This window comes from Agromyces sp. Y575, assembly GCF_059445445.1.
On the sequence record NZ_JCAIUI010000002.1, the window covers coordinates 1123189 to 1149553 of the forward strand.

24 protein-coding genes are annotated in these 26365 nt (G+C 70.2%); 16 read left to right on the forward strand and 8 right to left on the reverse strand.

Going from position 1 to position 26365, the window contains the following annotated elements:
• Position 1 precedes the first annotated feature (1 nt).
• The 6 genes from AC1C2U_RS11380 (at position 2) to AC1C2U_RS11405 (ending at position 7256) form a co-directional block, all read left to right on the forward strand.
• Complete coding sequence (locus AC1C2U_RS11380) at positions 2-982, forward strand: ABC transporter permease (RefSeq protein WP_495361845.1); 981 nt, start codon at positions 2-4, stop codon at positions 980-982.
• Positions 979-1983 carry an ABC transporter ATP-binding protein gene (locus AC1C2U_RS11385; protein WP_495361846.1) on the forward strand — a complete coding sequence of 335 codons (1005 nt, stop codon included), beginning with the start codon at positions 979-981 and terminating at the stop codon, positions 1981-1983. Before AC1C2U_RS11380 ends, AC1C2U_RS11385 begins: the two co-directional genes overlap by 4 nt.
• Before the next feature lie 112 nt (positions 1984-2095).
• Positions 2096-2911: an ABC transporter permease gene (locus AC1C2U_RS11390; protein ID WP_495361847.1), complete on the forward strand. Its 816-nt coding sequence runs from the start codon at positions 2096-2098 to the stop codon at positions 2909-2911.
• 104 nt (positions 2912-3015) lie between these two features.
• Entirely contained in the window at positions 3016-4179 is a 1164-nt protein-coding gene (locus AC1C2U_RS11395; protein WP_495361848.1) for an ABC transporter substrate-binding protein, read from the forward strand.
• Positions 4180-4373: 194 nt separating this feature from the next.
• Positions 4374-5717 carry an aspartate aminotransferase family protein gene (locus tag AC1C2U_RS11400; RefSeq protein WP_495361849.1) on the forward strand — a complete coding sequence of 448 codons (1344 nt, stop codon included), beginning with the start codon at positions 4374-4376 and terminating at the stop codon, positions 5715-5717.
• Between the two features lie 45 nt (positions 5718-5762).
• Positions 5763-7256 carry a CoA-acylating methylmalonate-semialdehyde dehydrogenase gene (locus tag AC1C2U_RS11405; protein ID WP_495361850.1) on the forward strand — a complete coding sequence of 498 codons (1494 nt, stop codon included), beginning with the start codon at positions 5763-5765 and terminating at the stop codon, positions 7254-7256.
• 205 nt (positions 7257-7461) lie between these two features.
• On the opposite strand, the gene AC1C2U_RS11410 is transcribed toward AC1C2U_RS11405, so the two are convergent.
• Together AC1C2U_RS11410 and AC1C2U_RS11415 are read right to left on the reverse strand one after the other, a co-directional pair.
• Complete coding sequence (locus tag AC1C2U_RS11410; RefSeq protein ID WP_495361851.1) at positions 7462-8247, reverse strand: enoyl-CoA hydratase/isomerase family protein; 786 nt, start codon at positions 8245-8247, stop codon at positions 7462-7464.
• 189 nt (positions 8248-8436) lie between these two features.
• Complete coding sequence (locus AC1C2U_RS11415) at positions 8437-9354, reverse strand: LysR family transcriptional regulator (RefSeq protein WP_495361852.1); 918 nt, start codon at positions 9352-9354, stop codon at positions 8437-8439.
• 139 nt (positions 9355-9493) lie between these two features.
• On the opposite strand from AC1C2U_RS11415, the gene AC1C2U_RS11420 reads away from it, so the two are divergent.
• The 8 genes from AC1C2U_RS11420 to AC1C2U_RS11455 all read left to right on the forward strand — a co-directional run bounded on the left by AC1C2U_RS11420 (position 9494) and on the right by AC1C2U_RS11455 (position 18007).
• A complete protein-coding gene (locus tag AC1C2U_RS11420) occupies positions 9494-9616 on the forward strand; it encodes a hypothetical protein (protein ID WP_495361853.1) in 123 nt (40 codons plus the stop codon).
• A 438-nt stretch (positions 9617-10054) separates the two neighbouring features.
• Positions 10055-10393: a Type 1 glutamine amidotransferase-like domain-containing protein gene (locus AC1C2U_RS11425; protein ID WP_495361854.1), complete on the forward strand. Its 339-nt coding sequence runs from the start codon at positions 10055-10057 to the stop codon at positions 10391-10393.
• Complete coding sequence (locus tag AC1C2U_RS11430; RefSeq protein WP_495361855.1) at positions 10378-10923, forward strand: anaerobic C4-dicarboxylate transporter family protein; 546 nt, start codon at positions 10378-10380, stop codon at positions 10921-10923. Before AC1C2U_RS11425 ends, AC1C2U_RS11430 begins: the two co-directional genes overlap by 16 nt.
• A complete protein-coding gene (locus AC1C2U_RS11435; protein WP_495361856.1) occupies positions 10923-12347 on the forward strand; it encodes a threonine/serine exporter family protein in 1425 nt (474 codons plus the stop codon). The genes AC1C2U_RS11430 and AC1C2U_RS11435 overlap by 1 nt, the downstream gene beginning before the upstream one ends.
• Before the next feature lie 33 nt (positions 12348-12380).
• A complete protein-coding gene (gene pyrE, locus AC1C2U_RS11440; RefSeq protein WP_495361986.1) occupies positions 12381-12929 on the forward strand; it encodes an orotate phosphoribosyltransferase in 549 nt (182 codons plus the stop codon).
• Entirely contained in the window at positions 12929-16048 is a 3120-nt protein-coding gene (locus tag AC1C2U_RS11445; RefSeq protein ID WP_495361857.1) for a hypothetical protein, read from the forward strand. The genes pyrE and AC1C2U_RS11445 overlap by 1 nt, the downstream gene beginning before the upstream one ends.
• A gap of 5 nt (positions 16049-16053) precedes the next feature.
• Entirely contained in the window at positions 16054-17055 is a 1002-nt protein-coding gene (locus tag AC1C2U_RS11450) for a ribokinase (protein WP_495361858.1), read from the forward strand.
• Positions 17056-17068: 13 nt separating this feature from the next.
• Positions 17069-18007, forward strand: a complete 939-nt coding sequence (locus AC1C2U_RS11455) for a nucleoside hydrolase (RefSeq protein WP_495361859.1) — start codon at positions 17069-17071, stop codon at positions 18005-18007.
• A 234-nt stretch (positions 18008-18241) separates the two neighbouring features.
• Here the strand turns inward: AC1C2U_RS11455 and AC1C2U_RS11460 are convergent, their stop codons facing one another.
• The 6 genes from AC1C2U_RS11460 to AC1C2U_RS11485 form a co-directional block, all read right to left on the reverse strand.
• The gene (locus AC1C2U_RS11460; protein ID WP_495361860.1) at positions 18242-19177 is read right to left on the reverse strand and encodes an EamA family transporter; all 936 of its coding nucleotides are present in this window, start codon (positions 19175-19177) and stop codon (positions 18242-18244) included.
• A gap of 225 nt (positions 19178-19402) precedes the next feature.
• Complete coding sequence (locus AC1C2U_RS11465; RefSeq protein ID WP_495361861.1) at positions 19403-20200, reverse strand: HAD-IIA family hydrolase; 798 nt, start codon at positions 20198-20200, stop codon at positions 19403-19405.
• A 95-nt stretch (positions 20201-20295) separates the two neighbouring features.
• The gene (locus AC1C2U_RS11470) at positions 20296-20628 is read right to left on the reverse strand and encodes a UBP-type zinc finger domain-containing protein (RefSeq protein ID WP_495361862.1); all 333 of its coding nucleotides are present in this window, start codon (positions 20626-20628) and stop codon (positions 20296-20298) included.
• On the reverse strand, positions 20625-22271 hold the full coding sequence (locus tag AC1C2U_RS11475) for an FAD-dependent oxidoreductase (protein WP_495361863.1): 1647 nt from the start codon (positions 22269-22271) through the stop codon (positions 20625-20627). Before AC1C2U_RS11475 ends, AC1C2U_RS11470 begins: the two co-directional genes overlap by 4 nt.
• Positions 22272-22320: 49 nt before the next feature.
• Positions 22321-22986 (reverse strand): metal-dependent transcriptional regulator, encoded by a 666-nt coding sequence (locus tag AC1C2U_RS11480; RefSeq protein WP_495361864.1) that lies wholly within the window; start codon positions 22984-22986, stop codon positions 22321-22323.
• Between the two features lie 44 nt (positions 22987-23030).
• A complete protein-coding gene (locus AC1C2U_RS11485) occupies positions 23031-24428 on the reverse strand; it encodes an Nramp family divalent metal transporter (protein WP_495361865.1) in 1398 nt (465 codons plus the stop codon).
• A 62-nt stretch (positions 24429-24490) separates the two neighbouring features.
• Here AC1C2U_RS11485 and AC1C2U_RS11490 point away from each other — a divergent pair, with 62 nt between their 5' ends.
• The gene (locus AC1C2U_RS11490; protein WP_495361866.1) at positions 24491-25174 is read left to right on the forward strand and encodes a TrmH family RNA methyltransferase; all 684 of its coding nucleotides are present in this window, start codon (positions 24491-24493) and stop codon (positions 25172-25174) included.
• A gap of 174 nt (positions 25175-25348) precedes the next feature.
• Positions 25349-26365: a magnesium/cobalt transporter CorA gene (gene corA, locus AC1C2U_RS11495; RefSeq protein WP_495361867.1), complete on the forward strand. Its 1017-nt coding sequence runs from the start codon at positions 25349-25351 to the stop codon at positions 26363-26365.

The following is a 26365-nucleotide window of genomic DNA, read 5'->3' on the forward strand; positions in this document are numbered from 1 at the left end:
CATGGTCGACTCCCGCGGGTTGAGGAGCGACGAAGGAGCCACCGAAACCCCCCGCGCCGGCAGGACCGGGTTTCGAGACGGCGCTGGCGCGCCTCCTCAACCCACGGGTGCACGCCGACGGGGCACCGCTGCGGCCTGGGGTCTCACCGGCATCCTCGTCATCGCGCTCATCTGGGAGGGTTACAAACTGATCGGCCCCGCCGACGGCGTCGTCATCGGCGAGACGCGCGTGCTGCCGCGCACGACCGACCTCGCGATGCCGCACATCTGGGAGATGCTCGGTCGGCTCGGCGAGCCGGTCACCCGTGCCGACGACGCGCTGCCGCTGTGGGCCGTGGTCGCGCTCGCCGCGCTCACGACCCTCGGCATCGCGGCAGTCGGATGGCTCGTGGGTGTCGTCGTCGGCATCGGCCTCGCCCTCGTGATGCAGCGCTGGCGCATCGCAGAGTGGGGCCTGCTGCCGTGGATCGTGCTGAGCCAGACCGTGCCGCTCATCGCCTTCGCGCCCGTCGTGAAGAGCTGGGGGTCGCGCGTCGAGATCGGCGCGTTCGAGTGGCAGGACTGGATGTCGGTCGCCCTCATCGCGAGCTACCTCGCGTTCTTCCCGATCGCGATCGGGGCGCTCAAGGGCCTGCAATCGCCCGACCGCATCCACACCGAGCTCATGCAGACGTATGCGGCGGGCTACTGGCCGACTCTCGTGAAGCTGCGCTTCCCGGCATCCGTGCCGTATCTGCTGCCCGCCTTGCGGCTGGGCGCGGCCAACGCCGTGATCGGCGCGGTGGTCGCCGAGGTGTCGACCGGGCTGCAGGGCGGCATCGGTCGCATCCTGATCCAGTTCGCGGGGCAGGCCTCCGGCGACCCGGCGAAGGCGTGGGGGCCGATCTTCGGCTCGATCGTGCTCGGGCTCGTAGCTGCCGGCTCGGTCGCGCTCCTCGGCGTGATCCTCAAGAACTACCGACGAACGGAGGAAGCGGCATGAGCGATCGTGAGGGGTTTCGAGAGGCTCAACCCGCAGGGGGGCAGGCTCGACCCGCAGAGGGGCAGGCTCGACCGGCAGGGGGGCAGGCTCGGCCGGCAGGGGAGCAGGCTCAACCCGCAGGGGGGCAGGCTCGACCGGCAGCGGGGCAGGCTCGGCCGGCAGCGGAGCCCGCGGTCGAGATCAGCGGAGTCGACAAGGTGTTCGAGACCCGCACCGGTCAGGTGCAGGCGCTCGACACGATCGACCTCACGGTCGCGGCGGGTGAGTTCGTCTCGCTCATCGGCCCGAGCGGATGCGGCAAGTCGACCCTCATGCGCCTCGTCGCCGATCTCGACCAGCCGAGTTCGGGCACGGTCGCCGTGTTCGGCAAGTCGGCCAAGCAGGCGCGCCTCGACCAGGAGTACGGCATCGCCTTCCAGCAGGCGGGGCTGCTGCCGTGGCGAACGGTCGCGGGCAACGTCGCGCTGCCGCTCGAACTGCACGGCGCGCCGTCTCTTCGGCAGACTCAGAGCGGCGTTGCTCGCACCGCTCGCGTGGCCGAGTTGCTCGACATGGTGGGGCTCTCGGACTTCGCCGACCGCTACCCCGACCAGCTCTCGGGCGGCATGCAGCAACGCGTGGCGATCGCCCGGGCACTCGCCGAACAGCCGCGATTGCTGCTCATGGACGAGCCGTTCGGCGCGCTCGACGAGATGACGCGCGAGAAGATGCAGACCGAGCTCGTGCGCATCTCGGCCGAGACCGGCGCCGCCGTGGTCTTCGTTACTCACTCGATTCCCGAGGCGGTGTTCCTCTCCGACCGGGTCGTCGTGATGTCGCCGCGGCCCGGGCGCATTCAAGAGATCGTGCCGATGCGCCTCGGCGCCGACGCGCAGCGCGCCGCCCGCACCGAAGAACTCCGCGAGGAGCGCGGCTTCTTCGACATGGTCACGGCGGTGCGCGAGGCACTGCACGGCGGCTCGCCCGTTGCGGCCGGCGCACGCGGGCTGGAGAACCGCTGATGACCGCCCGGGCCCCATGGACTTTCGCCGAGTGTTTCCGTTCGCGCCCGGTGTTGCCGTTTGGTCGGAAACACCGCGCGCGAACGGAAACACCGGGTGGGGAGGGAGTGGGATGACCACGGCCACCGCCACCAGGGCCGCCGGCATGAGCCCGCGCACTGAGACGACGCTGCGCATCGTCTCACCGATCGCGGTCGGGCTCATCGTGCTCAGCGTGTGGCAGTTCCTCGTGAGCGTCGTCGGCGTCAGCGACTACCTGTTGCCGAGCCCGGCGTCGATCGTCGAGGAGCTCATCGCCTACTGGCCCTCGGTCGTGCAGGCGACACTGCTCACCGGCACCAACGCGTTGCTCGGTCTCATCGTCGGCTCGATCCTCGGCATCGCGCTCGCCGCGCTCGCCGCGAGGTGGCGCCCGATCGACCAGATGAGCGCGCCCGTCGTCGCTTCGCTCGCGGTCATCCCGATCGTCGCCCTCGCCCCTGTGCTGAACTCGATGTTCGGCGCCGACAGCCAGTTCGGCCGGCAGGCGATCGCCGCGCTGGCCTCGTTCGTGCCGGTCTTCATCAACACGCTGCGCGGGTTCCGGCAGACCGCGCCCGTGCACCGCGACCTCATGAAGGCCTATGCCGCCAGCTCGGGCCAGGTGCTGCGCACACTGACCCTGCCGACCGCGCGACCGTTCATCCTCACCGGCATCCGCATCGCCTCATCGCTCGCCGTGATCTCCGCGCTCGTCGCCGAGTACTTCGGCGGACCTCGCGGCGGACTCGGCGGGCTCATCTCGACGTCGGCCGCGTCGAGCGCCTACGCCAGGGCCTGGGCGTACGTCGTGGCATCCATCGCCCTCGGCCTGCTCTTCTACCTCGCTTGCTTGGCCCTCGAACGGCTGCTGCAACGTCGCGCACCGCGGGAGCAGCGCAGCCCCTGACGCCAGACCCTCGGGGAGCCGTCATCGGCGCCTCGGCGGAACGCACCACCCGCACCACCGCATCACCACGCATCACCACCGCACCGCACCACGAAAGGACCGACATGAACCACAGCAGACGTCGCTTCGCGACGATCGGCGGCGCGCTCGCCATCTCGGCGGCGCTCGTCCTCACCGCATGCTCGGGATCCGGCGACGGGTCAGAAGGCGGATCCGACGACGCGTCGGGCTCCGGCGACCTCACCTCGGTGAAGCTCCAGCTCCAGTGGCTGCCGCAGGGCCAGTTCGCCGGGTACTTCGCCGCCGCCGACCAGGGCTACTTCGAAGAGGAGGGCCTGGACGTCGAGATCATCCCGTCGGGCGGCGACATCGTGCCGCAAGACGCACTCGCCAACGGCGACGTCGACTACGCGATCGCCTGGGTGCCGAAGGTGCTCGGCTCGATCGAGCAGGGCGCGAACCTCACGAACATCGCCCAGATCTTCCAGAAGTCGGGCACCCTGCAGGTGTCGTGGGCCGACTCGGGCATCGACTCGGTCGCCGACTTCGAGGGCAAGAAGATCGGCTCATGGGGCTTCGGCAATGAGTGGGAGATCTTCGCGGCCATGGCTGCCGAGGGCCTCGACTCCTCCACCGTCGAGATCATCACGCAGGACTTCAACATGAACGCCTTCCTGCAGGGCGACATCGATGCGGCCCAGGCGATGACCTACAACGAGTACGCTCAGTTGCTCGAGTCGGTCAACCCCGACACGGGCGAGCTCTATCAGCCCGAGGACTTCAACGTCATCTCCTATCAAGACACGGTCGGCGCCATGCTGCAGGACGCGATCTGGGCCGACACCGAACGGCTCGAGAGCGATGAGGAATACCAGGACACGACGGTCGCGTTCCTCAAGGCGGTCATCAAGGGCTGGATCTACGCGGCCGAGAACCCAGAGGAGGCATCGGAGATCACGATCGCCGAGGGATCCGGCTGGGGCCCGAGCCACGAGCTCTGGATGGTCAACGAGACGAACAAGCTCATCTGGCCGGCGCCCGACGGCATCGGCATGATCGACGAGGCCGCGTGGGACCAGACCGTCGCCGGGGCTCTCTCAGCGGTGAACGAGTCGGGCGCGAGCCCGATCACCGAGGAGCCGCCGGCGTCGGCATGGTCGAATGAGTGGATCACGGGGGCTCTCGATGAACTGAAGGCCGACGGTGTCGACGTCACGGGCGAGAGCTTCGAGCCGATCGAAGTCGAACTCTCCGAAGGCGGCAACTAACAATGCGTCGCTATTCGAGGAGCGTCCGGCAGAGCGTCGAACTTTCCGAGGGTGGCAACTCACAATGCGTCGCTATTCGAGGAGCGCCTGACGAAGGAGGGTGCGTATCGAGACCGACTTGCGGGATCTCGATACGCACCGCGCCGGGGCGCGGCGCTACTTGATCAGCGAACGGACAGAAAGGGCACCTTGCCATGACCGCCAACAACACCGAAGGCAGCAGCCTCACCGACGGACTCGACGAGCTCGCACGCGAGCTCGACCGCGAGCACGTCTTCCATTCCTGGTCGGCCCAGTCGCAGCCGTCGAACCTCGTGATCGCGAGCGGCCGCGGCTCCCGGGTGTGGGATCACGCCGGCCGCGAGTACCTCGACTTCTCGAGCCAGCTCGTGAACGTCAACATCGGCCATCAACACCCCTCGGTCGTGCAGGCGATCCGGGAGCAGGCCGAGCTGCTCACGACGATCGCGCCGTCGACCGTGAACCTCGCCCGTGGCGAGGCGGCCAAACGCATCGTCGCCCACGCGCCATCCGGATTCCGCCGGGTGTTCTTCACGAACGGCGGTGCCGACGCCAACGAGAACGCGATCCGGATGGCGCGGCTCCACACGGGGCGCGACAAGGTGCTCTCGACGTACCGCTCCTACCACGGCAACACGGGCGCCGCGGTGGTCGCGACGGGTGACTGGCGGCGGGTTCCGAACGAGTTCGCCCGCGGGCACGTGCACTTCTTCGGCCCGTACCTGTATCGCTCGGAGTTCTGGGCGACGACGCCCGAAGAGGAGTCCGAGCGAGCGCTCCGTCACCTCAGACGAGTCATCGAAGCCGAGGGGCCGTCGTCGATCGCGGCGATCCTGCTCGAGACCATCCCTGGCACGGCGGGCATCATGCTGCCGCCGCCCGGCTACCTCGCGGGCGTGCGGGAGCTCGCCGATCAGCACGGCATCCTCCTCATCCTCGACGAGGTGATGTGCGGGTTCGGTCGCACCGGCCGATGGTTCGCCTTCGACGGCTACGACGTGCGACCCGATCTCATCACCTTCGCGAAGGGCGTGAACTCCGGCTACATCCCCGCGGGCGGCGTCGTCATCGACGAGCCCATCGCGGCGACGTTCGACGACCGGGTCTTCCCGGGCGGGCTCACGTATTCGGGGCATCCGCTCGCGATGGCCTCGATCGTCGCGACGATCGACGCGATGTCGTCGGAGGGCATCGTCGACCACGCCCGTGAAATCGGCGACACCGTCATCGCGCCCGCGCTCGCCGACCTCGCCGAGCGGCACACCGTCATCGGCGAGGTGCGCGGCGAGGGTGTGTTCTGGGCGATGGAGCTCGTCGCCGACCGGGCGACCCGTGAACCGCTGCCCGCGGCGGCGATGGGCCGCATCAAGTCCGCGCTCGTCGCGCGCGGGCTCCTGCCGTTCGTGCAGGACAACCGCATCCATGTCGTGCCGCCCTGCGTGGTCACGGCCGACGAGGTCGCCGAAGCCGTGGAGATGTACGACGAGGTGCTCGGCACGACTGCGCTGGTCGAGTAGCGCCGGCGAAGCCGAGGCGTATCGAGACCCCAACGAGGAGGAACCATGACCGAGATGATCGAACACTGGATCGACGGGGCATCCGTCGCCGGCGACTCAGACCGCAGCGGACCCGTCTACAACCCGGCCCTCGGCACCGAGCAGAAGCGCGTGCGCTTCGCATCGACCGACGACGTCGACGTCGCCGTGCAGGCGGCGGCGCAGGCCTTCCCGGGCTGGCGCGACACCTCGATCGCGAAGCGCCAGCAGGTGATGTTCGCGTTCCGTGAATTGCTGAACGCCCGCAGCGGTGAGCTCGCCGCCATTCTCACGAGCGAGCACGGCAAGGTGCTGTCGGATGCCGCGGGCGAGATCGCACGCGGACTCGAGGTCGTCGAGCTCGCTTGCGCGATGCCGGGCTACACGAAGGGCGAATACTCCGAGAACGTGTCGACCGGCATCGACGTGTACTCGACGAAGCAGCCCGTGGGCGTCGTCGGCATCATCAGCCCCTTCAACTTCCCGGCGATGGTGCCGCTGTGGTTCTTCCCGCTCGCGATCGCGACGGGCAACACGGTCGTGCTGAAGCCGTCGGAGAAGGACCCGTCTGCGGCGATCTGGCTCGCTCGCCTGCTGCAGGAGGCGGGGCTGCCCGACGGCGTGCTGAACGTCGTGCACGGTGACAAGGTCGCCGTCGACGCGCTGCTCGAGCACCCCGTCGTGCGCTCGATCTCGTTCGTCGGATCGACCCCGATCGCGAAGTACATCTACGCGACCGCGACGGCCAACGGCAAGCGCGTGCAAGCCCTCGGCGGTGCGAAGAACCACATGCTCGTGCTGCCCGACGCCGACCTCGACCTCGCCGCCGATGCCGCGGTCAACGCAGGCTTCGGCTCGGCGGGGGAGCGCTGCATGGCCGTCTCAGTCGTGCTCGCGGTCGACTCGGTCGCCGACCAGCTGGTCGCGAAGATCGGCGAGCGGATGTCGCGGCTCACGACCGGCGACGGCACCCGAGGCTGCGACATGGGGCCGCTCATCACGCGCGAGCATCGCGACAAGGTCGTTGGCTACCTCGACGTCGCCGCATCCGACGGGGCGACCGTGGTCGTCGACGGTCGTTCGGTCGAGATCGACGGGGAGGCCGACGGGTTCTGGCTCGGCCCGACACTCGTCGACAAAGTGCCGCTGTCGTCGTCGGTGTATCGTGACGAGATCTTCGGGCCGGTGCTGTCGATCGTGCGGGTCGATGGGTATCAAGCGGGGCTCGACGTGATCAACGCCTCGCCGTACGGCAACGGCACGGCGATCTTCACGAACGACGGTGGCGCGGCTCGGCGCTTTCAGCGCGAGGTGACGGTCGGCATGATCGGCATCAATGTGCCGATCCCGGTGCCGGTCGCGTACCACTCGTTCGGCGGGTGGAAGGACTCGCTCTTCGGCGACGCCAAGGCCTACGGCCCGCGCGGCTTCGACTTCTTCACGCAGGAGAAGGCGGTCACCTCGCGCTGGCTCGACCCGAGCCATGGCGGGCTGAACCTGGGGTTCCCGCAGCACGAGTAGGGCGGAGTGCGCCGCTGGAGTACCAGATCGGCGCGAGAGTGCGCCCGCGACGGAGCCGTTTCCGCACTCTCCCGCCGATCGGGTATTCGGGTGCGCGGGGATCGGACGCGCGGTGATCGGGTGCGCGGTGATCGGGTGCGCGGGCGGCCGGCGTCAGCCGCGCGCGGAACGGGTGCGCGGTGATCGGGTGCGCGGGCGGCCGGCTTCAGCCGCGCTCGGAACGGCTGCCGAACGCCGCAACGGCGGCCTGAGCGTCGGGCGTCTCGAAGGCGGTGCCGATCGTGCGGGCCTCGTCGTCGAGGGCGTCGGCGAACGAGCGTTCGAGCCCCGATCGCACGAGTCGCTTCGCCTGGCCGAACGCGTCTGTGGCGCCGGCGAGCCAACCGGCCGCGATCTCGCGTGCCCGCGACCCGAGGGCCTCAGCCGGGACGACCTCGGTGACGAGTCCCCAGTCGAGCGCTTCGGCGGCCGAGAGCGTGCGCGACGTCAGAGTGAGCTCGAGCGCCCGCCGCATGCCGATGGCCTCGGGCAGCAGGGTGCTCACTCCGCAATCGGGGGTCAGTGCGACATCCGCATATCGGCTCGCGAACGTCGCACGCTCAGAGGCGATGATGAGGTCGGCGATGAGCATGAAGCCGAGGCCGCCGCCCGCGACCGGGCCCTGCACCGCTGCGACGATCGGTTTGGCACTCTCGCGCAACGCGCGGTGCCCGTCGTGGATGCGGTCGGCGAGGTCTGTGATGACGGCGCCCGCCTCGGGTTCCCCCGCGGCGAGCTGCGACATCGCGAGCACATCGCCGCCCGCGCAGAACGCGCGTCCGTTGGCGTCGAAGAGCACGGCACCGATGTCGTCGCGCTCGGCGATCTCGTGCGCGAGCGACTGCCACCGCCCGATCGCCTCGGGGTCGACGGCGTTCAACCGGGCCGGGCGGTTCAAGGTGATGCGGGCGAGCCCCTCGGTCACATCGAACAGGATCGCGTCATCGCTCATGGACGTGGAGTCTACTTCGCCCCCTCGGATCGCGGCTCCGACGACGCTTTGCGGCGTGGAGGATGAGCCGCGGATGCACTCCACGCCGCAACGCGTCGCGGGAGGGGAGAGACGGTGCGTGAGGGGAGGGGTGCGTGAGGCGGGGCGGGGGATGCGTGAGGTGGGGCGGGAGGGAGAGGGGGCGTGGGGTCAAGCGGGGGCGTGCGCCTGCTCGAGCCGCGACGCGCGCGCCACGAGTACGTCGAGCACCGTGCGCACGGCGAGGCGCTCTGCGACATCCGGCCGCACCAGGGCCACGATCTGCCGAGCGGATGCCACGCCGCGCAGCGGCTTCAACACGATCGATTCGGGCACCGCGCCCGATGTGAATCGTGGCACGAAGGCGATGCCGAGGCCCGCCTCGATGAAGGCCTCGATGATGCGCATGTCGCTGAATCTCTGGCTGACGGTGGCGCGCTGGCCGGACTGCTGCTCGATGGCGTGCAGGATGCGTTCGAACGGAAAGCCGGGCGGCACCCCGAGCCAGGTCTCGTCGACGAGGTCGGCTGGGGTCAGGTGGGCGCGGGCCGCGAGCCGGTGGTCGGCGGGCAGGCCGATGTCGAGCGGTTCGGTGAGCAATGGCACTGCTCTCAGGCCGCGGCCGCCCCAGGGCAGCACGCCCGGCATGGTGTGCGCGAGCACGATGTCGAAGTCGGAGGTGAGGTCGGCGAACTCGGCGAGCTCGGGGTCGAGGTCGGTGGCGCGCACGACGAGGCCGGCGACCTGAGCAAGATCGGTCAGCACGGCCGGCAGCAGAGCGGCGCCGATCGTGGGAAAGGTGAGGAGCGAGACCTCGCCGCTCGGGTGGTTGCGGAACTCGTCCCAGAGAGCGGTCGCGTGCTCCAGCGCGATCGCGACATCTGCGGCGCTGCGGGCGAGTGCATGCCCGGCGCTCGTGAGCACGACGCCGCGCCCGCTGCGTTCGGTGAGGGGCATGCCGGCCTCGCGCTCGAGCACCTTGAGCTGTTGTGACACGGCCGACGGGGTTCGGCCGGTGGCCTCGGCCACGGCGGTGACGCTTCCGCGTTCGGCGAGTTCTCTCAATAGGTCGAGCCGGCGCACATCCATGTAGTCAAACTACATCGTTATTGTAGAATTGTGAGCTTGTCCTGAATGGTCTTCCGCGGTTCAATAGGGGAATCGAACACGTGCAACGGCGCATCGATCGCTCGATCAGCTCCTCGCTCGTTCTTCGAAAGGAACCACCATGCTCAGCATCATCGTGCTTCTCGGCGGCGTCTCCGCCGTCGCTGTCATCGGCTCGATCGTCGTCACCGCTCGTGACGGCTACCGTCGTCAGCCGCGAGAGACGTTCGCGCGCACCGTCTAGACGTTGCCGCGAAGCCCGGGGGTCCGTTCCCGGGAATGCAGGGCCGCTGCGCGGGGGAGGGACTTCTCCACCTGTGAGTGCGGCCCTCTGCAGGGCCGCTGCGCGGGGGAGGGACACCCCGCGGGGCGGCCCTCGTCATGTTCGCCTGCGACGCGCGATGCGCATCGGGATGTACTGGGGGGATCCCGATGCGTGGGGTTTCGATACGCGTCCTCCCGCGTCGGGCGCTCCTCGACCAGCGAGGGTTCTCCTGCGTCGGGCGCTCCTCGACCAGCGAGGGTTCTTCTGCGTCGGGCGCTCCTCGACCAGCGAGGGGTCTCCCGCGTCGGGCGCTCCTCGACCAGTGACGGGCACCGATCCTCCACCAGCGAGGGATCCTCGACACGGCTGACCGTCTGGGGCTAGCGTTTACCCAAGGGCACAACGTTTGGGGGAACGATGGCGCACGTGGTCGCGAACGGCGCAGGCAAGGCGATGATGGAGCGGCGGGCCGACCCGACGCACGAGTACATCCTGAAACTCACCGGCAAGGAGCGCCCGCGGGTGCTCTTCGTCGGCACGGCGACCGGCGATGATTCCGCGTACATCGTGAGTTTCTATACGACGTACGATTCCGACCGGTGCGCACCGCACCACTTGCCGCTCTTCCATCGCGCCGTCGACGACCTCGCCTGCTTCGTGAGGGGCTTCGATGTCATCCACGTCGGTGGCGGCAACACCGCCAACATGCTCGACGTCCGGCGTCGATCGCCGGACTCGCCATGGCCTCCATCGTGATGGTGCGCAAAGGAAAGGACCTCGAGGACGACCCCGAGTTCCAGCGTCGCCTGGCTGCGCACCTGGTGCAACCGGCCGTCCACGTCGACGTCGACAAGAAGCTGCCGCGCACGTCGGTGCTCTCGGCGTCGCTGTTCCTCGCGGGCGTCGGCGTGATCGTGCTGTTCGGCCTCTTCGAGGGCATTCGCCCGATCGTCGGCACCGCTGACGACGGCGACCCGGTGCGGGTCAGCATCACCGTCATCATCGAGGTCGTCATGGGCGTCATCGCGGCGCTCATCTTCGTGACCTGCAAGGTCAAGGCGTCGGATGTCCCGAAGCAGTCGACGTTCCCGGCCGGCATCGTGGGTGCGATCGCGCTCTTCGGCATCGCGTGGCTCGCGAACACCTTCGTGGCCGCGAACACCAAGCTCATCGTCGACGGCCTCGGGGCGCTCGTCTCCGGATCTTCGGCGTTCCAGCTGCCGAACCTCATCTACATCGTCGTCGCGATCATCATCGGTGTCGCGCTCTCCTTCGTCATCGTGTGATGGTCGAGCCGGCCGACCGGACCCTGCTCCGCGAGTTCCTACTCGGGCTCGCGAAGGGCATGAACGCGGCCGCCGACTCCGTCGACCGGATCGGCGACACGCTCGTGGAGGTGTCGCAGGCGTATGGCCACGATGACATCGAGCTCACCGTGTTGCCGACCGTGATCATCATCCAGACGGGTGAGGGGGAGCAAGGCCGTGTCGCGATCCGGTCCACGGTGAACGCCTCGTTCCGCTTCGATCAGATCGCCGCGCTCTACCGCCTGATCGACCACGCGAAGCGCGCGGAGATCGACCCGGGCGAGGGCATCAACCGGTTGAACGCGATCGGCGCGATGAAGCCGACCTACGGATGGTTCGTGCGCACGTTCGGGCACGCGCTCCTGACCACCGGGCTCGCCCTGCTGCTCGCGCCGTCGTGGCAGGGGGCGCTCGTCGCGTTCGTGCTCGGCGCAGCCATCGGCGTCGCCAAGCTCGTGCGCTCGCCGACGCTGCAGATCGTCTTTCCGGTCTTCGCGGCATTCCTCTGCGCGCTCGCAGTGTTCCTCCTCGCACCGCACTTCGCGATCGGCGACCCGATCCGCCTGCTCATCGCACCGCTCGCGACGTTCCTGCCGGGCGGAGTTCTGACCACGGCCGTCGTCGAGCTCGCGGCAGGGCAGATGATCGCCGGCGCCTCGAGGCTCGTCTTCGGGTTCGTGCAACTCGCGCTTCTCGCTTTCGGCATCCTCGCCGCGGGCACGCTCGTCGGCGTGGGGAACTCGGACTATGTACCGCTCGCGACCGATGCGGACGCTCCATGGTGGATGGCGGCCATCGGTGTGCTGCTCTTCGCGATGGGCAACTACCTGCACTTCTCGGCTCCGCCGCGGACCTTCGGCTGGGTGCTGCTCGTGCTGCTCGTCGCCTACACCGGCCAATTGATCGGCGGGGCGCTCATCGGGTCGGTCGTGAGCGGGTTCATCGGCGCGCTGGCGATGACGCCGGTCGTGCTGTGGATCGCGACCCTGCGACGTGGTGCTCCGTCGCAACTGACCTTCCTTCCTGCCTTCTGGTTGCTCGTGCCGGGGGCGGCGGGCCTCGTGGGCCTCACCGAGGCGATCGGAGCGAGCCGCGGATACGCGGACTTCGCCCAAGCGGTCATCTCGATCATGTCGATCGCGCTGGGCGTGCTCATCGGCACCGCCCTCTACCGGGTCGTGCATCAGGGTGCCGAAGAGCTCGCCGACTTCCACATCGATGCGCCGGCCGCGCTCACCGAAGCGGAGATGCCGCCGTTCTGGGCGCGCCTCGTGCCTGGTACGCCGCGCTCGTTCTGGGGGCGTCGGCACCGGCGACCTGCGGTCCGCGATCGAACGGATGCCTCGTCGACACCCCCGGACGAGGGGACATCTTCCCCTTCCTCTCAGGCAACCGGGTCGTAGAGTATTCGGGTGACCCTCCTCGACCCTCAGCCCATCGACGCTGCGCGCGCCCAGTTGATCGACTTCATCGCGGCCGACGCCGTGTTCCACGGGGACTTCACCCTGACGAGCGGCAAGAAGGCCACCTACTACGTCGACCTCCGCAAGGTGAGCCTCGACCATCGGGTCGCGCCGCTCATCGGCCAGGTCATGATCGACGTCATCAAAGAGGTGCCCGATGTCTTCGCCGTCGGCGGCATGACCATGGGCGCCGACCCGATCGCCGCAGCGATCCTGCATCAGGGTGCCGCGCAGGGCCTCGAGTACGACGCGTTCGTCGTGCGCAAGGAGCCGAAAGACCACGGGCGCGGCAAGCAGGTCGAAGGTCCCGACCTCGACGGCAAGCGGGTCATCGTGCTCGAAGACACCTCGACGACGGGCGGCACACCGTTGCAGGCGATCGAGGCGCTGAAGAAGGTCGGCGCCGAAGTCGTGGCAGTCGCGGTGGTCGTTGATCGGGCGACCGGTGCCCGTGAGGTCATCGAGGCTGCGGGGGTGCCCTACCTCTACGCCATCGGGCTGGAAGACCTGGGGTTGGCCTGATGAGCGGCGACGGGCAGGGCATGGGGGGCGACGGCGCGGATTGGCTGCTCGCCCAGTTGGCGAACGGCGATGCGCCGCGCCGTGACGTTCCCCCGCTTCCGCAACCTCCCGTCGCCCCGCCCGCCCAACCGGTGCAGCAGGTTCGGCCGGCATCGCCTGCCACGCCGGCGCCGCGCCGTGAAGAAGTGCTCGACTGGTTCTCCGAAGCCCCCGCGCAGCCGACGGATGCCGCGACCCGCGCACTTCCCGTCGTCGGTACGCCGGCCCCCCAGCAGACGCCGGCGGTAGCGCCGGCGCCGGCCGAGCCCTCCGCCTTCCCATCGTGGACTCCGCCGTTCGCCGTCGGTCAGCAGCAGACTCCTGCCCCGACCCCGGTGTACCTGACGCAGGTCGAGCCCCCGGTCGGGGCGCCTTCGGCCGCAGGCCCGGCCCCGATTCCCCCTACGGCTGCGCCATGGCCGCCGGTCGCGCCCGTCGGCCCGCCCGTGCCTCCTGCAGCGCCGGTGGCGCCCGCCGCGACCGCACCCTTCGCCCCGGCGACTCCGCCCGGACCGGTCACTCCCACGGCGCCCTTCGCGCTGACGTGGGGATCGAACGACCTCGAGTCCGAAGACGCGATTCGAGCAGCGTTCCGCGGTCTCTCCGGCACGCCGGCCGCTCCTTCCGATGTCGCACCGGCCGCGGCATCCGTCGCTCCCGCCGCAGCGGTACCGCCGGCCGCTCCGGTTCCGCCGGTCGCGCCGACTGCACCGATCGCCCCGGCGGCCGGCGGAGTGGAGCCTCCGTTCGCCGGCTTCGCGCCGCAGCCGCCCGTCGCCCGGCAGTCGTTCGCCCCGGTGCAGCCGGTCGCAGAGCAGGCGGCACCGGCGACCCCCACGCCGGTCCACCCGACCGCACCGGCGTCGGCCCCGGCCGGATGGGACGCGCGGTCCCCGCGCACCCCGTCACCGACTGCGCGTTACGACGACCTGGATGCGCGTTCGCCCCAGACTCCGTCGTCGACCGCCCGCTACGACCACGAGCTGTGGGCCGCGCTGAACGAGCCCGACCAGGCACCGACTCCGCCCGCCCCGCCTGCGCAGCAGGCCGCACCGCCCGCGCAGCAGGCCGCCCGGGCCGCACCGCCCGCGCAGCAGGCCGCACCGCCCGCGCAGCAGGCCGCCCCGGCTCGAACGGACCATGGCCGCTTCGGCGCGTTCGCGGCCGAGACCACCGACCCGTTCGCGGCGCTCACCGCCGCGACGGCCGTGCCGGTGCAGCCCGCATCGCCGCCGCCGGAGCCCTCGCCCGAGTATCGAGCTCCGGCTGCGGCACCCCTTCCGCCGGCTGCAGCGCCGTTTCCGCCCGCTGCGGCACCCCTTCCGCCGGCCGCAGCACCGCGTCCGCCGGTCATCCCGCAAGCCGCAGCTCCGTTCGCCCCGCCGGCTGTGCAATGGCGGCCCGCAGAGCCGCAGTATCCGGCTGCCGCGGCGCCCGCCCCGGCGCCCGTGCCCGAGTCGCACGCGGGCTTCCCCTTCATCGAGGTGAACGGTGCGGGCCGCGATCAGGAGAACGCGCAGGTCGGCGCGCGTGCGCGCGAGGCGGATGCGTTCAACACGACGCCGTTCCCCGCGTTCGCGTCGGCCGGCGCAGGTGGCGACGACCCCTCCCGGCAGCCGCCGGCACCCGTCGACGACCTGCTCGCCTCCCTCGGAAGCGGCGCACCGCGAGGTCGCGAGGCGGTTCCGCCCGCGCGCGACCCGTACGGTGCGGCGAACCCGCAGAACCCGCAGAACCCGCAGAACCCGGCGACCGGGCCGATGGGCCTCGACGCACTCGGGCTCAATTTCAATGACGACGACGATGGAGACATCGGCGAACTGCAGCACGATGACTACGATGACGAACCGGCTTCCGGCATCCGTGGCCGATTCTTCGGACGTGGCCGTGGCCGTGGCGACGACCCTGAGCCCGAATTCGACGATTCGCCGATCGCTCGCGACACGGACGAACCCGGCTACCTCTGGAACCTGACGCCCGATCCGACGGCCGAAGACCCGAAGTCGAGCCCCGAGGCGGTGGCGACCTCGTTCCTCCCCCGCACCGAGCCCGAGCCCGAGTTCGCATTCGGGCCCGAACCGGCCTTCGAACCCACGGCGGAGCCCGAGTGGTCCTCCGGCCGCGACCCCGAGCCTTTCACCGACGACGGTCGCTTCGCTCCGGATGCCGCGACGGTCGCGTTCCCCATGGTCGGCATGCAATCGCCGGCGAACCAGCAGCACGGGGCATCCGAGGCCGACTCGCTCTCTTCACTCTTCGGCGCTGCCGCTGCCGCCGGCGCATCGGGCCCGAACGACCCGTTCGCCGCAGCCGCGACGGGCGGGTATCCCGCAGCAGCCGGGCGGGTACCCGCACCGGGCACGCGTGCCGCCGGAGACGGCATCGGCCCGCAGCGCACCGGCAGCGTGGGTAGCGACCGCGGCGGACGCGGCGGCGGCAATGGCGGCGGCGGCAATGGCGGCGGCGGGGGCGGCGCGAACGGGGGCAGCTCCCCGGGCACCCCGAAGGGCGGCAATCGCACGATGCGCACCCTCACCTGGGTGGCCGGCGGTCTCGTCGTGCTGCTCGTGATCGTCGGGCTGTACTTCCTCGGCACACAACTCGCGAGCGGCGACGACGGCGGTGAGCAGCCGTCGGGCAGCGCCTCGGAGACGCCGTCGGAGACAGCTTCGGCTGCTCCGACCGCTGCACAGCCCGCCGGAGTGCACCCGTGGGACACCCTCTTCGGCGGCGAGTGCATCGACCCGTTCGTCGGCGTCTGGGCTGAGGAGTTCACCGTCGTCGACTGCGCGGCGCCGCACGCGGCCCAGCTCGTCTATCGCGGCACCCTGCCCGGTGACGCCGCGGCGCCGTTCCCGGGTGAGGCCGAGCTCGGCGCACAGATGGCAGGGCTCTGCACTGCTGCCGGCATCATCGATCGGGGTTTGGTCGCAGGCATCCCCGATCTGCAGGTGACGGGTAGCTTCCCGGTGACCGAGGAGCAGTGGGCAGCGGGTCAGCGCAGCTACTACTGCTTCGCGAATCGCGCGGGCGGAGAGGCGCTGACTGGGCCGATCAACGGACCCGGCCCGGCGGTCTGAGCGACATGAGCGCGAACGCGCCCGAGGAGCCTGCACTGCCGCGCGGCCCAGTCGTCGTGTTCGGCTCGCTGAACGTCGATTCGACGAGTTACGTCGAGGCGTTCCCCGCGCCCGGCGAGACGATCCTCGCCCGCGACTTCCGAGTGGCGCTCGGCGGCAAGGGGGCGAACCAGGCCGTCGCTGCGCACGTCGCAGGTCTCGAGGTCGCGTTCGTGGCGTGCATCGGCGAAGATGCGAGCGGCGCGTTCGCCCGCGCGACGCTCGAGCGCCTGGGCCTGCCGATGTCGGCGGTGCGACAGGCCGCGGATGCCCCGACCGGCGTCGCCCAGATCACCGTCGCCGACTCGGGTGAGAACACCGTGATCGTCACCGGTGGCGCGAACCTCGCGCTCACGCCCGCGCTCGTCGACGCGGAACGCGAACGCCTCGCTGCTGCGGCGCTCGTGCTCACGCAGGGCGAGCTGCCGGTGCCCACGATCGAACGCATCGGCGCCGTCGCGGCAGCCCTCGGAGTGCGGTTCGTGCTGAACCTCGCACCGCCGGCCCAGGTCTCCGCCGAGACCCTGCGTACAGCCGACCCGCTCGTGCTGAACGAGCATGAGGCGCGAGCGGTCGGCATCGGCACGGATGCCCCGGCGGGCGCGACCCTCGACGAGTGGCGCGGTTTCGCGGCATCCGCGGCCGGCGGCATCGCCCGCTCGGTCGTCGTGACCCTCGGTGCGGCGGGCGCGGTCGCGGCCGACGCGAGCGGGTCGTGGGCCGTCGTCGCCCCCCGCGTGACCGCGGTCGACACGACCGGCGCCGGCGACGGGTTCACCGGCACGCTCGCGGCGTTCCTCGCCGAGGGGCGCACGCTGCCCGAGGCGCTGCGCATCGCCGGCGCGGCCGGCGCGCTCGCCGTGCAGGCGCGCGGCACCGTCGACTCGTACGCACCACGGTCGGCTGTCCTCGCTGCTGCTGCTGCCGCTGCCGCTGCTGCTGCTGCCGCTGTGATCACCGGCCCATGAGGAGCGTCGCCGAGTGAGCATCCCCGTGATCGTCGACTGCGACCCCGGGCACGACGACGTGTTCGCGCTGTGGCTCGCGGCGGGGCATCCGTCGCTCGAGTTGCTCGCTGTCACGACGGTGGGCGGCAACGTGCCGCTCGAGCACACGAGCCGCAATGCCCGAATCGCCCTGTCCGTCGCCGGTATCGTCGACGTGCCGGTCTCGGCAGGCGCCGCCGGTCCGCTCGTGCGTGCGTTGCAGACGGCCGAGTGGATCCACGGTGAGAACGGACTCGGCGGCCCCGAGCTGCCCGAACCGACCGTGCTGCTCGACACGCGCAGCGCGACCGAGCTCATCGCCGAAACGCTCGCGGCCTCGGTCGAGGCCGCCCCCGTCGCGATCATCGCGACCGGGCCGCTCACGAACATCGCCGTGCTGCTGCGCGACCGGCCCGAGCTCGCCGGGCGCATCCGCGAGGTCGTTTGGATGGGCGGCTCCACCGAACGCGGCAACGTCACGCCCTACGCCGAGTTCAACGCCTGGGTCGACCCGGAGGCACTCGACCTCGTCGTGCGCAGCGGAGTGCGGTTCACGATGGTGGGATTGAATGTGACCCATCGGGCGCTCGTCACGGCGGCGGTGCGTGAACGCCTCGCCGCGATCGGCAATCGCACCTCGGCCTTCGGTGAGGAACTGTTCGACTTCTTCTGCCGAACGAACGCCGAGGTGTTCGGCATGCCCGATGGGCCGCTGCACGACCCGGTCGCGGTCGCCGTGCTCGCCGACCCCGCGAGCGTCGTGCTGCGCCGCACCCGGCTCGACATCGAGCTGACCGGCACCGAGACGGTTGGCGCGACGAGCGTCGACCTCGACGGCATGCTCGGGCGCGAGCCGAACGCGTGGGTCGCGACCGAGATCGACGTGGACCGGTTCTGGGCGGGCGTCGAGGCATCCGTGGCCCGACTGGCCTGAGGCGGTCGCTGGTCGCGCCGGTCGGACCGGACGGTTCGCACTCTCGATCACGGCATGGAGAGCCAATCGGGCGACGCGTGCGTTCAACCACTCGGGCCGTTGCAGCGGGATTCCGTGGCCGCAACCATCGACGATCTCCAGTTCGCTGCGGCGGCACTCCGAGAAGACTCGCGGAGCCGACCCTGAAGCCGCCGACGCGATGCTCGAGGCCGAGCGCGGCAAGGAGCAGGGCAGCTATTGGTCGGGCTTCTGAATTCTGGCCGAAGCCCTCGCCGCTGCACCCGCGGGCACCTGGCGCGCTGAGCCGGCGAGGAGGATCGTCGCGCCGCCCGCGACGCAGACCAGGAAGATGCCCGCGAGGGTGAGCACGTCGAGCACCTGGCCGAGCAGGAGTGTGCCGATGATCGCCGCGAGAGCCGGATCGACGGAGAACAGCACGGCGACGGTGCGGGCCGAGGTCAGGCGCACCGCGAGCATGTCGCAGCCGAAGGCGATCAGCACCCCGAGCACCGCGGCGACGCCGAGCGGCGCGAGGTCGGCGGGCGTGACGGCCGGCAGCGCACCGATGCCGAGCGGCGCCGTGAGCACGGCGGCGACGATCACGGCGAGCGTCAGGTCGTGCAGCGCATTCGCTCGAGGCTGATCAGACGAGCGCGTCGTGCGGCCGATCCGCTCGGCGAGCAGCGTGTACGCGGCGAGTGAAGCTCCTGCGACGCCTGCGGCGATCAGGCCGATCGGATTCACGTCGGGCGTGGGTCTCGTGATGAGCGCGACACCGCCGAGCCCGAGTAGCGGGAACACGACCATGAGCGGCCGCCGCACCGCGAGCGCCGCCACGAGGAACGGGCCCATGAACTCGATCGTGATCGCGACGCCGAGCGGCACGAACTCGAGCGCCACGTGGAAGCAGACGTTCATCGCCGCGATCGAGGTGCCGTAGGCGAGGAGCGCGAGCCACTCGGCGCGGCACCGCCCGGCCAGTCGCGGGCGGATGATCACGGCGGCGAGCGCCGCGGCGATCGCGAATCGCAGGCCACTCACGCCGAGCGGCCCGAGGCGGTCGAACATGCCGTGCGAGATGACGGCTGACAACTGCACGGCCGTGGAGGCGATGAGGAGCACGCCGCAGCCGAGCAGGGCGCGACGGAAGGATGGATGAGTCGGTTGCATGGATCGAGCCGGAAATCGTCGAGTAAGGTCAACGGACCCGGGGTCGCCGGGCGGTGCTCGCTGTGCCGGGGAACCGGCCACTCGGTGGAGAACCGGACGCAACCCGTGCGACGTTACGGGCCGGACGAGTGCTCGGCGTCGGGGTCGGCCCGGGCGGGGGCTCAGGGAAGGCACTGAGACGCGCGGCCGAGCTCGATCTCGACCCCGAGGTGCTCGACCGCGTCGCTACAGCTCGGTCTCGGCCGGCGCCTCGTGCACGAGCTCGGCGACGCCCGAGAGGATCTCGTCGGGGCGGAACGGGTACTTCTCGATCTCGGCCTGGTCGCTGATGCCGGTCATCACGAGGATCGTGTGGAGGCCCGCCTCGATGCCGGCGACGATGTCGGTGTCCATGCGGTCGCCGATCATCGCCGTGTTCTCGGAGTGCGCGCCGATCTTGTTGAGCGCCGAACGGAACATCATCGGGTTCGGCTTGCCGACGACGTAGGGCTCCTTGCCCGTCGCCTTCGTGATGAGCGCGGCGATCGCCCCGGTCGCGGGCAGTGGCCCGTCGGCGCTCGGCCCGGTGGCGTCGGGGTTCGTGACGATGAACCGCGCACCCTTGCCGATCAGGCGGATCGCCTTCGTGATCGCCTCGAACGAGTAGTTGCGGGTCTCGCCGACGACGACGAAGTCGGGCGCGGTCTCAGTCATCACGAACCCCGCGTCGTGCAGCGCGGTGAGGATGCCGGCCTCGCCGATGACGAAGGCGGTGCCGCCCGGCACCTGCTGCTTCAGGAAGTCGGCCGTGGCGAGCGCCGAAGTCCAGAGGCGGTCTTCGGGCACGTTGAGGCCCGACCCCCGCAGCCGCGCCGACAGGTCGCGCGCCGTGAAGATGGAGTTGTTCGTGAGCACGAGGTAGGGCGTGCCGGCGTCCTCCCACTGCTGCAGCAACGCGCCAGCGCCTGGCAGGGCGTGGTTCTCGTGCACGAGCACGCCGTCCATATCGGTCAGCCAGCACTCGACTTCTTCACGTCGTGACATGTGCTCCAGACTATGCCGCGGAGGTCACGGGCGGATGATGTTCGAGCGGCGAGTGGATGTCGCGGAGCGGCGTTCGCAGGCCACGGCATGCGTGTTCAGTGCAGGAGTGCGCGCCAGTCCGCGGGTACGCGGCCTTCGGGACCGGGCACCGGCTGGTCGTCGGGGTGGGCGAACGGGGGACTGAGCGGAGTCGACTTGGCCGATGCCTCGGTGACGTAATCCCAGAACCAGTGCTCGCCGGGCTCGAACGACGTCGCCACGCGGTGACCGGACTCCTCCGCATGCTGGCGGGTGTGCTGCGAAGGCGAGGAGTCGCAGCATCCGATCTGGCCGCAGTCGACGCAGCGGCGCAGATGGAACCACCAGCCGCCTCCCTCGATGCAGTCGGCGCATCCGGAACCGCTGGGCGGCGGCGCGAACTCGCTCACGCGAACACCTCCGCGGCCGCGAGTGCCTGATGCACCGAGGCGACCGCGCTCGATCCCTCGCCGACGGCGGCGGCCACGCGCTTCATCGAGCCCCGCCGCACGTCACCGGCGGCGAACACCCTCGGCATCGAGGTCTCGAACGGCAACGGCATGCGACCGAGGTCGCGCCACGAGTCGCCGAGGCCGACGACGTCGGCACCGGTGTGCAGGTAGCCGTCGGCGTCGCGCTCGAGACCGCCCAACCACTCGGTCGCCGGCTCGGCACCGATGAAGCAGAACAAGCCGCGGCACTCGACGGTCTGCTCGACCTCGCCGGCGAGCGTGACCCGCTCGAGGCCGTTGTCGCCGTCGAGGCCGACCACGCGCGTGCCCGTGTGCACATCGATTCGCACGTCGTCGATGATGCGGTCGACCAGGTAGCTCGACATCTGCCGCCCGAGGTCGTCGGCGCGCACGACGAGGCGCACGAGGCATCCGCTCGCAGCGAGGGCGAGTGCGGCCTGACCTGCGGAGTTCGCACCGCCGACCACCACGACCTCGGCGCCAGCGACCTGGCGCAGCTCGAGCATCGATGCCGCGTAGTGGATGCCGGAGCCCTCGAACTCGTTCCACCGATCGAGGTCCAGCGACCGGTAGGTCACGCCCGTCGTGACGACGAGGGCCCGGGCGCGCACGACCGCTCCGTCATCCAGCGTCAGGTGAAGGGCGTCGGAATCGGTCTCGAGCCGTACCGCCTCGCACGGCGCGATCACGTGCACGCCGAACTTGATCGCCTGCAGCGACGCCTGTGCGGTGAGATCGTCGCCGCTGACGCCGAAGGGGAATCCCAGGTAGTTCTCGATGCGGGAGGTCGCCGAGGACTGGCCGCCCGGCGCGACAGCATCGAGCAGCACGGTGCGCAGCCCCTCTGAGGCGCCGTAGATCGCGGCGGCGAGCCCGGCCGGCCCGGCACCGACCACGGCCAGGTCGACGGTGGCGTCGTCTTCGGCGGCGTACGCCAGGCCGAGCACCTCCGCGAGCTGTCCGGGGGTGGCGTTCGGCAGGCTCTCGCCCTGCACGACCGCGACGGGCAGGTCGTCGGTCGAGACTCCGTGGTGCGCGAACGCGGCCGCCGTCTCGGGGTCGTCGATGTCGGCCCACGTGTGCACGAGGTCGAGTCGCTCGGCGTACCGTCGCAGCGTCACGGCCTCGCGCGAGCGTCCGGAGCCGATGATCTTGAGCGTCCACGCGGCAGGTCCGCGCCGCAGTTGCTCGCGCCTCGCCCAGAGGGTGCGCAGCATGAGGTCGCAGAGCTCGTCGTCTTCGGCCATCATGCGTTGCAGCGACTCGTGGTCGATGCGGTGCACGCGGCCGGCTTCGACGACGCGCGCCGTGAGAAACGCGCGCTGCCCGTTGAGCAGCCCGAGCTCGCCCACGAAGGTCCGCGGGCCGAGCGTTGCGATGCGCGTCTCCTCGACCCACTTGAGCGGTTCGCGGACGATGTCGACGGTGCCCGATTCGACGAGCACGAGGTCGTACCAGCGGTCGCCCGCCGAGAAGAGCACGTCGCCGGTCTGCGTCGGTGTCGCCGCGCCGTAGCGCAACATTCGTTGCCACTGGGCATCGGTCGGTTCGGGGATGGTTCGGGTTCCTGAGGCTCCCATGACTCCATCGTGCATGATGAACGCGATTCGCGGGAGGGCGGGTTTCGGATCAGGCCGTCACCCAGATCGCGGCGGCGACCTCGGCGGGCAGGTCTGCGTCTGCGTCGGCCGCGCCGAGCACCCGCAGGCGAACCCGGCCGGCTGCGACATCCGCGACCCTGATCTCGACACCCGGGCGGATGCCGCCGCGCTCGAGTTCTCGCAGCACGGCGGGGTCGCGGTCGCTGATGCGTAGCACCGTGCCGCGGTGGCCGCTCGGAGCGTCGGCGAGGAGTACGGCCGGCTCGCGCACGAGCGTGCCGTCGGCGGCGGGGATCGGGTCGCCGTGCGGGTCGTGCCGCGGGCGCTCGAGGCGCACGTCGATGGCTTCGAGCAGGCGGTCGGAGATGGCGTGTTCGAGGATCTCGGCCTCGTCGTGCACCTCGTCCCAGCTGTAGCCCATCTCCTGAACGAGCCAGGTCTCGATGAGGCGGTGCCGACGCACGACGGCGAGGGCGCGGGCGAGGCCGAGATCGGTCAGGCGCACGGCGCCGTAGGGCACATGCGAGACGAGGCCGGCCGCGGCCATCTTCTTGACCATCTCGGTGACCGACGACGGGGCGACACCGAGGCGCCCGGCGAGCACCGACGGGGTGATGGGGTCGGGCTGCCATTCGGTGTGTGCATACACCGTTTTCAGGTAGTCCTCGATCGCGGGACTCTGGGTGCTGGGCATCGGCCTCAGACTATCGGGCGCCCATCAGCCGTCATGGCCGCCAGTCACGCCCCGGTGAACACGAGCCAGAGCAGCACACCGTTGAGCGCGATCAAGAAGACGGATGACGCGACTCCCGCCGCAGTCGTCGCCCAGTGGTTCTTCCACCGGCCGAGCACGCCGGCCTTCGCGGTGAGCACGACGAGCGGGATGAGGGCGAACGGGATGCCGAACGAGAGCACGACCTGGCTGAGCACGAGTGAGAGGGTCGGGTCGAAGCCGAGCCAGAGGATGACGAGCGCCGGGATCAGGGTCACGAGTCGGCGGAAGATCAGCGGCACCCGCACGTGCAGCAGTCCGTGCATGATCTCGGCGCCGGCGTAAGCGCCGACCGAGGTCGAGGCGAGGCCCGAGGCGAGCAGGCCGACCGCGAAGAGGGTCGCGATGACCGGACCGAGCGCGACTCCGAGCGCAGCGTACGCGCCTTCGAGGCTGTCGGTGCCCTCGACGCCCGAAAGGTTCACTGCGGCGAGCAGCAGGATGCAGAGGTTCACCGTGCCGGCGATCGCCATCGCGATCGAGACATCCCACCGGGTCGCGCGCACGAGCACGCCGGTCGGCACCTCGGTCGCCGTGCCGGGCGCCAGCTCCGGCGCAGCCGTGCCGCCCCGGATGCCGAAGCCGTGCCACGCGACCTTGTTCGCGGCCACGGTTCGGGCCCGCCGCGTCGCGAAGCGATCGCGAGCGAGCGCCGAGTGCGCGTAGATCGCGTGCGGCATGATCGTCGCGCCGAGAATCGATGCGGCGAGCAGCACCGAGTTGGCGTCGGCGAAGCGCGGCACGAGCCCGGCGAGGAGGCCGGCGGGGTCGGGCGGTGCGACGAAGACGCCGACGGTGAAGCCGATCGCGATGATCGCGAGCAGGCCCATGATGACGAATTCGAAGGTGCGCGGGCCACGCCGCGACTGGAGCACGAGCAGCACGATCGACACCGTGCCCGTGATCAGCCCGCCCCAGAGGAGCGGCACGCCGAAGAGCAGGTTGAGCGCGACCGCGCCGCCGATCACCTCGGCGAGGTCGGTCGCCATGGCGACGAGCTCGGCCTGCAGCCAGTAGGCGCGGCGACCCCATCGGTTGCGGATGCGGCCGCCGAGCACTTCGGGAAGGCTGCGCCCGGTGACGATGCCGAGCTTCGCCGAGAGGTACTGGATGAGCCACGCCATGACGTTGCCGAGCACGACGACCCAGACGAGCAGGTAGCCGTACTGCGCACCGGCGGTCATGTTGCTCGCGACGTTGCCGGGGTCGAGGTAGGCGACGCCCGCCACGAGAGCCGGGCCGATCAGCCAGGCGGTGCGGGGCACGGATGTCGCGCGCTTCGCGTTGCCGGCGGCCTCGGGTTCGCCCGGGGCATCCGTCGAGCGAATCTGATCGTCGAGCTCATGGTCGGGAGCTTTCGGCATACCGAAAACCTAGCAATATTTAGGCTCCCCGAAAACCCCCGATCGGCGTCGGCGACACGAGAATGGGTAGCGTTGCACAGGTGAACGAAGAGCCGAGCGAAGCGGATGTCCCCGAGCCCTCGCTGACGCACGGCGTCGGCCCCTGGCCGGGCGGCGAAGGCGACTGGCCGAGCGACCCGCAGTTCGACCCCGAGCTGCTCGAGCACGGCGACACCCGCAACGTCATCGACCGCTACCGGTATTGGCGCATGGACGCGATCGTCGCCGACATCGACGAGCACCGGCACCCGTTCCACGTCGCCATCGAGAACTGGCAGCACGACATGAACATCGGCTCGATCGTGAGGAGCGCCAACGCGTTCGCCGCCGACACCGTGCACATCATCGGCCGCCGGCGCTGGAACAAGCGCGGCGCGATGGTCACCGACCGCTACCAGCACGTCGAGTACCACCCGGATGTCGCGGCGTTCGCCGAGTGGGCGCACAAGGCATCCGTGCCCGTCATCGCCGTCGACAACGTCGAGGGCGCCGTGCCGATCGAGGCGTTCGCGTGGCCCGAGCGCTGCGTGCTGCTCTTCGGGCAGGAGGGGCCCGGTCTCTCGCCCGAGGCGACCGAGGCCGCCGATGCCATCGTCGAGATCACGCAGTACGGCTCGACCCGCTCGCTCAACGCGAGTGCCGCGGCCGCGATCGCGATGCACTCCTGGGTGCTCACCCACGCCGTACCGCCCGCACCTGCGGAGTGAACCCATCCGGCTCTGCGGGTTGAGCTTGCCGAAACCGCTCCTCGGGTCGGTTTCGACAGGCTCAACCTGCAGAGGTCTGCGACACTGGCACCGATGCGGGTTGAGCTTGCCGAAACCGCTCCTCGGGTCGGTTTCGACAGGCTCAACCTGCAGAGGTCTGCCACACTGGCACCGATGACAGTCATCGACAACGCGATCTATCGCGACGGCGCGCGCGTCGCCACGCCTGCGAGCCTCGACGAGACCTTCGAGACGCGAGCCGAGCACGGCGGGTTCGCCTGGATCGGCCTCTACCGCCCGACTGACGAGGAGCTCGACGCGGTCGCACAGGAGTTCGGCCTGCATGATCTCGCCGTCGAAGACGCCCGCAAGGGCCACCAGCGCGCGAAACTCGAACGGTACGGCGACTCGCTCTTCGTGGTGCTGCGCCCAGCCCGCTACCTCGATGCTGAAGAGGAGGTCGAGTTCGGCGAGCTCCACCTCTTCGTCGGCAAGGACTACGCGATCAGCGTGCGCCGGGCCGAGTCGCCCGACCTCGCGAAGGTTCGCAAACGACTCGAGAGTTCACCCGAACTGCTCGCAAAGGGCCCTGAAGCCGTGCTCTACGCGATCCTCGACGAGGTCGTCGACGAGTATCTCCCCGTGCTCGCCGGCCTCGAGAACGACATCGACGAGATCGAGGAGCAGCTCTTCGACGGCGACCCGATGGTCACCCGCCGCATCTACGATCTCTCGAGCGAGGTCATGGAGTTCCAGCGGGCGACTCGGCCGCTCGTCGACATGTTCCAGGCGCTCGAGCGGGGGTTCGAGAAGTACGGCGTCGACCTCGAGCTGCAGCGCTACCTGCGCGACGTGCTCGACCATGTCATCCGTGCGGTCGAGCGCGGCGAGTCGTTCCGCCAGCTCCTGCAGAACGCGCTGACCGTGCACGCCACCCTCGTCGGCCAGCGCCAGAACGACGAGATGAAGCGCCTCACCGAGACGAGCCTCGCCCAGAGCGAGCAGACGAAGAAGATTTCGAGTTGGGCGGCCATTCTCTTCGCGCCGACCCTCGTCGGCACGATCTACGGCATGAACTTCAGGTACATGCCCGAGCTCGACTGGCCGTGGGGCTACCCGTTCGCCGTGCTCCTCATGGTGCTGCTCGGCTGCCTCCTCTACGGCGTTTTCAAGAGTCGCAACTGGCTCTGA

Excerpts from the sequence above, each read along its gene's own strand:
- AC1C2U_RS11405 (WP_495361850.1), top strand. The coding sequence starts at position 5,763 with ATGACCGAGATGATCGAACACTGGATCGACGGGGCATCCGTCGCCGGC.
- AC1C2U_RS11380 (WP_495361845.1), top strand. The coding sequence starts at position 2 with ATGGTCGACTCCCGCGGGTTGAGGAGCGACGAAGGAGCCACCGAAACC.
- AC1C2U_RS11415 (WP_495361852.1), bottom strand. The coding sequence starts at position 9,354 with ATGGATGTGCGCCGGCTCGACCTATTGAGAGAACTCGCCGAACGCGGA.
- AC1C2U_RS11490 (WP_495361866.1), top strand. The coding sequence starts at position 24,491 with ATGGGTAGCGTTGCACAGGTGAACGAAGAGCCGAGCGAAGCGGATGTC.
- AC1C2U_RS11425 (WP_495361854.1), top strand. The coding sequence starts at position 10,055 with ATGGCGCACGTGGTCGCGAACGGCGCAGGCAAGGCGATGATGGAGCGG.
- corA (WP_495361867.1), top strand. The coding sequence starts at position 25,349 with ATGACAGTCATCGACAACGCGATCTATCGCGACGGCGCGCGCGTCGCC.
- AC1C2U_RS11410 (WP_495361851.1), bottom strand. The coding sequence starts at position 8,247 with ATGAGCGATGACGCGATCCTGTTCGATGTGACCGAGGGGCTCGCCCGC.
- AC1C2U_RS11435 (WP_495361856.1), top strand. The coding sequence starts at position 10,923 with ATGGTCGAGCCGGCCGACCGGACCCTGCTCCGCGAGTTCCTACTCGGG.
- AC1C2U_RS11465 (WP_495361861.1), bottom strand. The coding sequence starts at position 20,200 with ATGTCACGACGTGAAGAAGTCGAGTGCTGGCTGACCGATATGGACGGC.
- AC1C2U_RS11420 (WP_495361853.1), top strand. The coding sequence starts at position 9,494 with ATGCTCAGCATCATCGTGCTTCTCGGCGGCGTCTCCGCCGTCGCTGTC.
- AC1C2U_RS11400 (WP_495361849.1), top strand. The coding sequence starts at position 4,374 with ATGACCGCCAACAACACCGAAGGCAGCAGCCTCACCGACGGACTCGAC.
- AC1C2U_RS11385 (WP_495361846.1), top strand. The coding sequence starts at position 979 with ATGAGCGATCGTGAGGGGTTTCGAGAGGCTCAACCCGCAGGGGGGCAG.
- AC1C2U_RS11450 (WP_495361858.1), top strand. The coding sequence starts at position 16,054 with ATGAGCGCGAACGCGCCCGAGGAGCCTGCACTGCCGCGCGGCCCAGTC.
- AC1C2U_RS11390 (WP_495361847.1), top strand. The coding sequence starts at position 2,096 with ATGACCACGGCCACCGCCACCAGGGCCGCCGGCATGAGCCCGCGCACT.
- AC1C2U_RS11445 (WP_495361857.1), top strand. The coding sequence starts at position 12,929 with ATGAGCGGCGACGGGCAGGGCATGGGGGGCGACGGCGCGGATTGGCTG.
- AC1C2U_RS11485 (WP_495361865.1), bottom strand. The coding sequence starts at position 24,428 with ATGCCGAAAGCTCCCGACCATGAGCTCGACGATCAGATTCGCTCGACG.
- AC1C2U_RS11430 (WP_495361855.1), top strand. The coding sequence starts at position 10,378 with ATGGCCTCCATCGTGATGGTGCGCAAAGGAAAGGACCTCGAGGACGAC.
- AC1C2U_RS11395 (WP_495361848.1), top strand. The coding sequence starts at position 3,016 with ATGAACCACAGCAGACGTCGCTTCGCGACGATCGGCGGCGCGCTCGCC.
- AC1C2U_RS11480 (WP_495361864.1), bottom strand. The coding sequence starts at position 22,986 with ATGCCCAGCACCCAGAGTCCCGCGATCGAGGACTACCTGAAAACGGTG.
- AC1C2U_RS11460 (WP_495361860.1), bottom strand. The coding sequence starts at position 19,177 with ATGCAACCGACTCATCCATCCTTCCGTCGCGCCCTGCTCGGCTGCGGC.
- AC1C2U_RS11475 (WP_495361863.1), bottom strand. The coding sequence starts at position 22,271 with ATGGGAGCCTCAGGAACCCGAACCATCCCCGAACCGACCGATGCCCAG.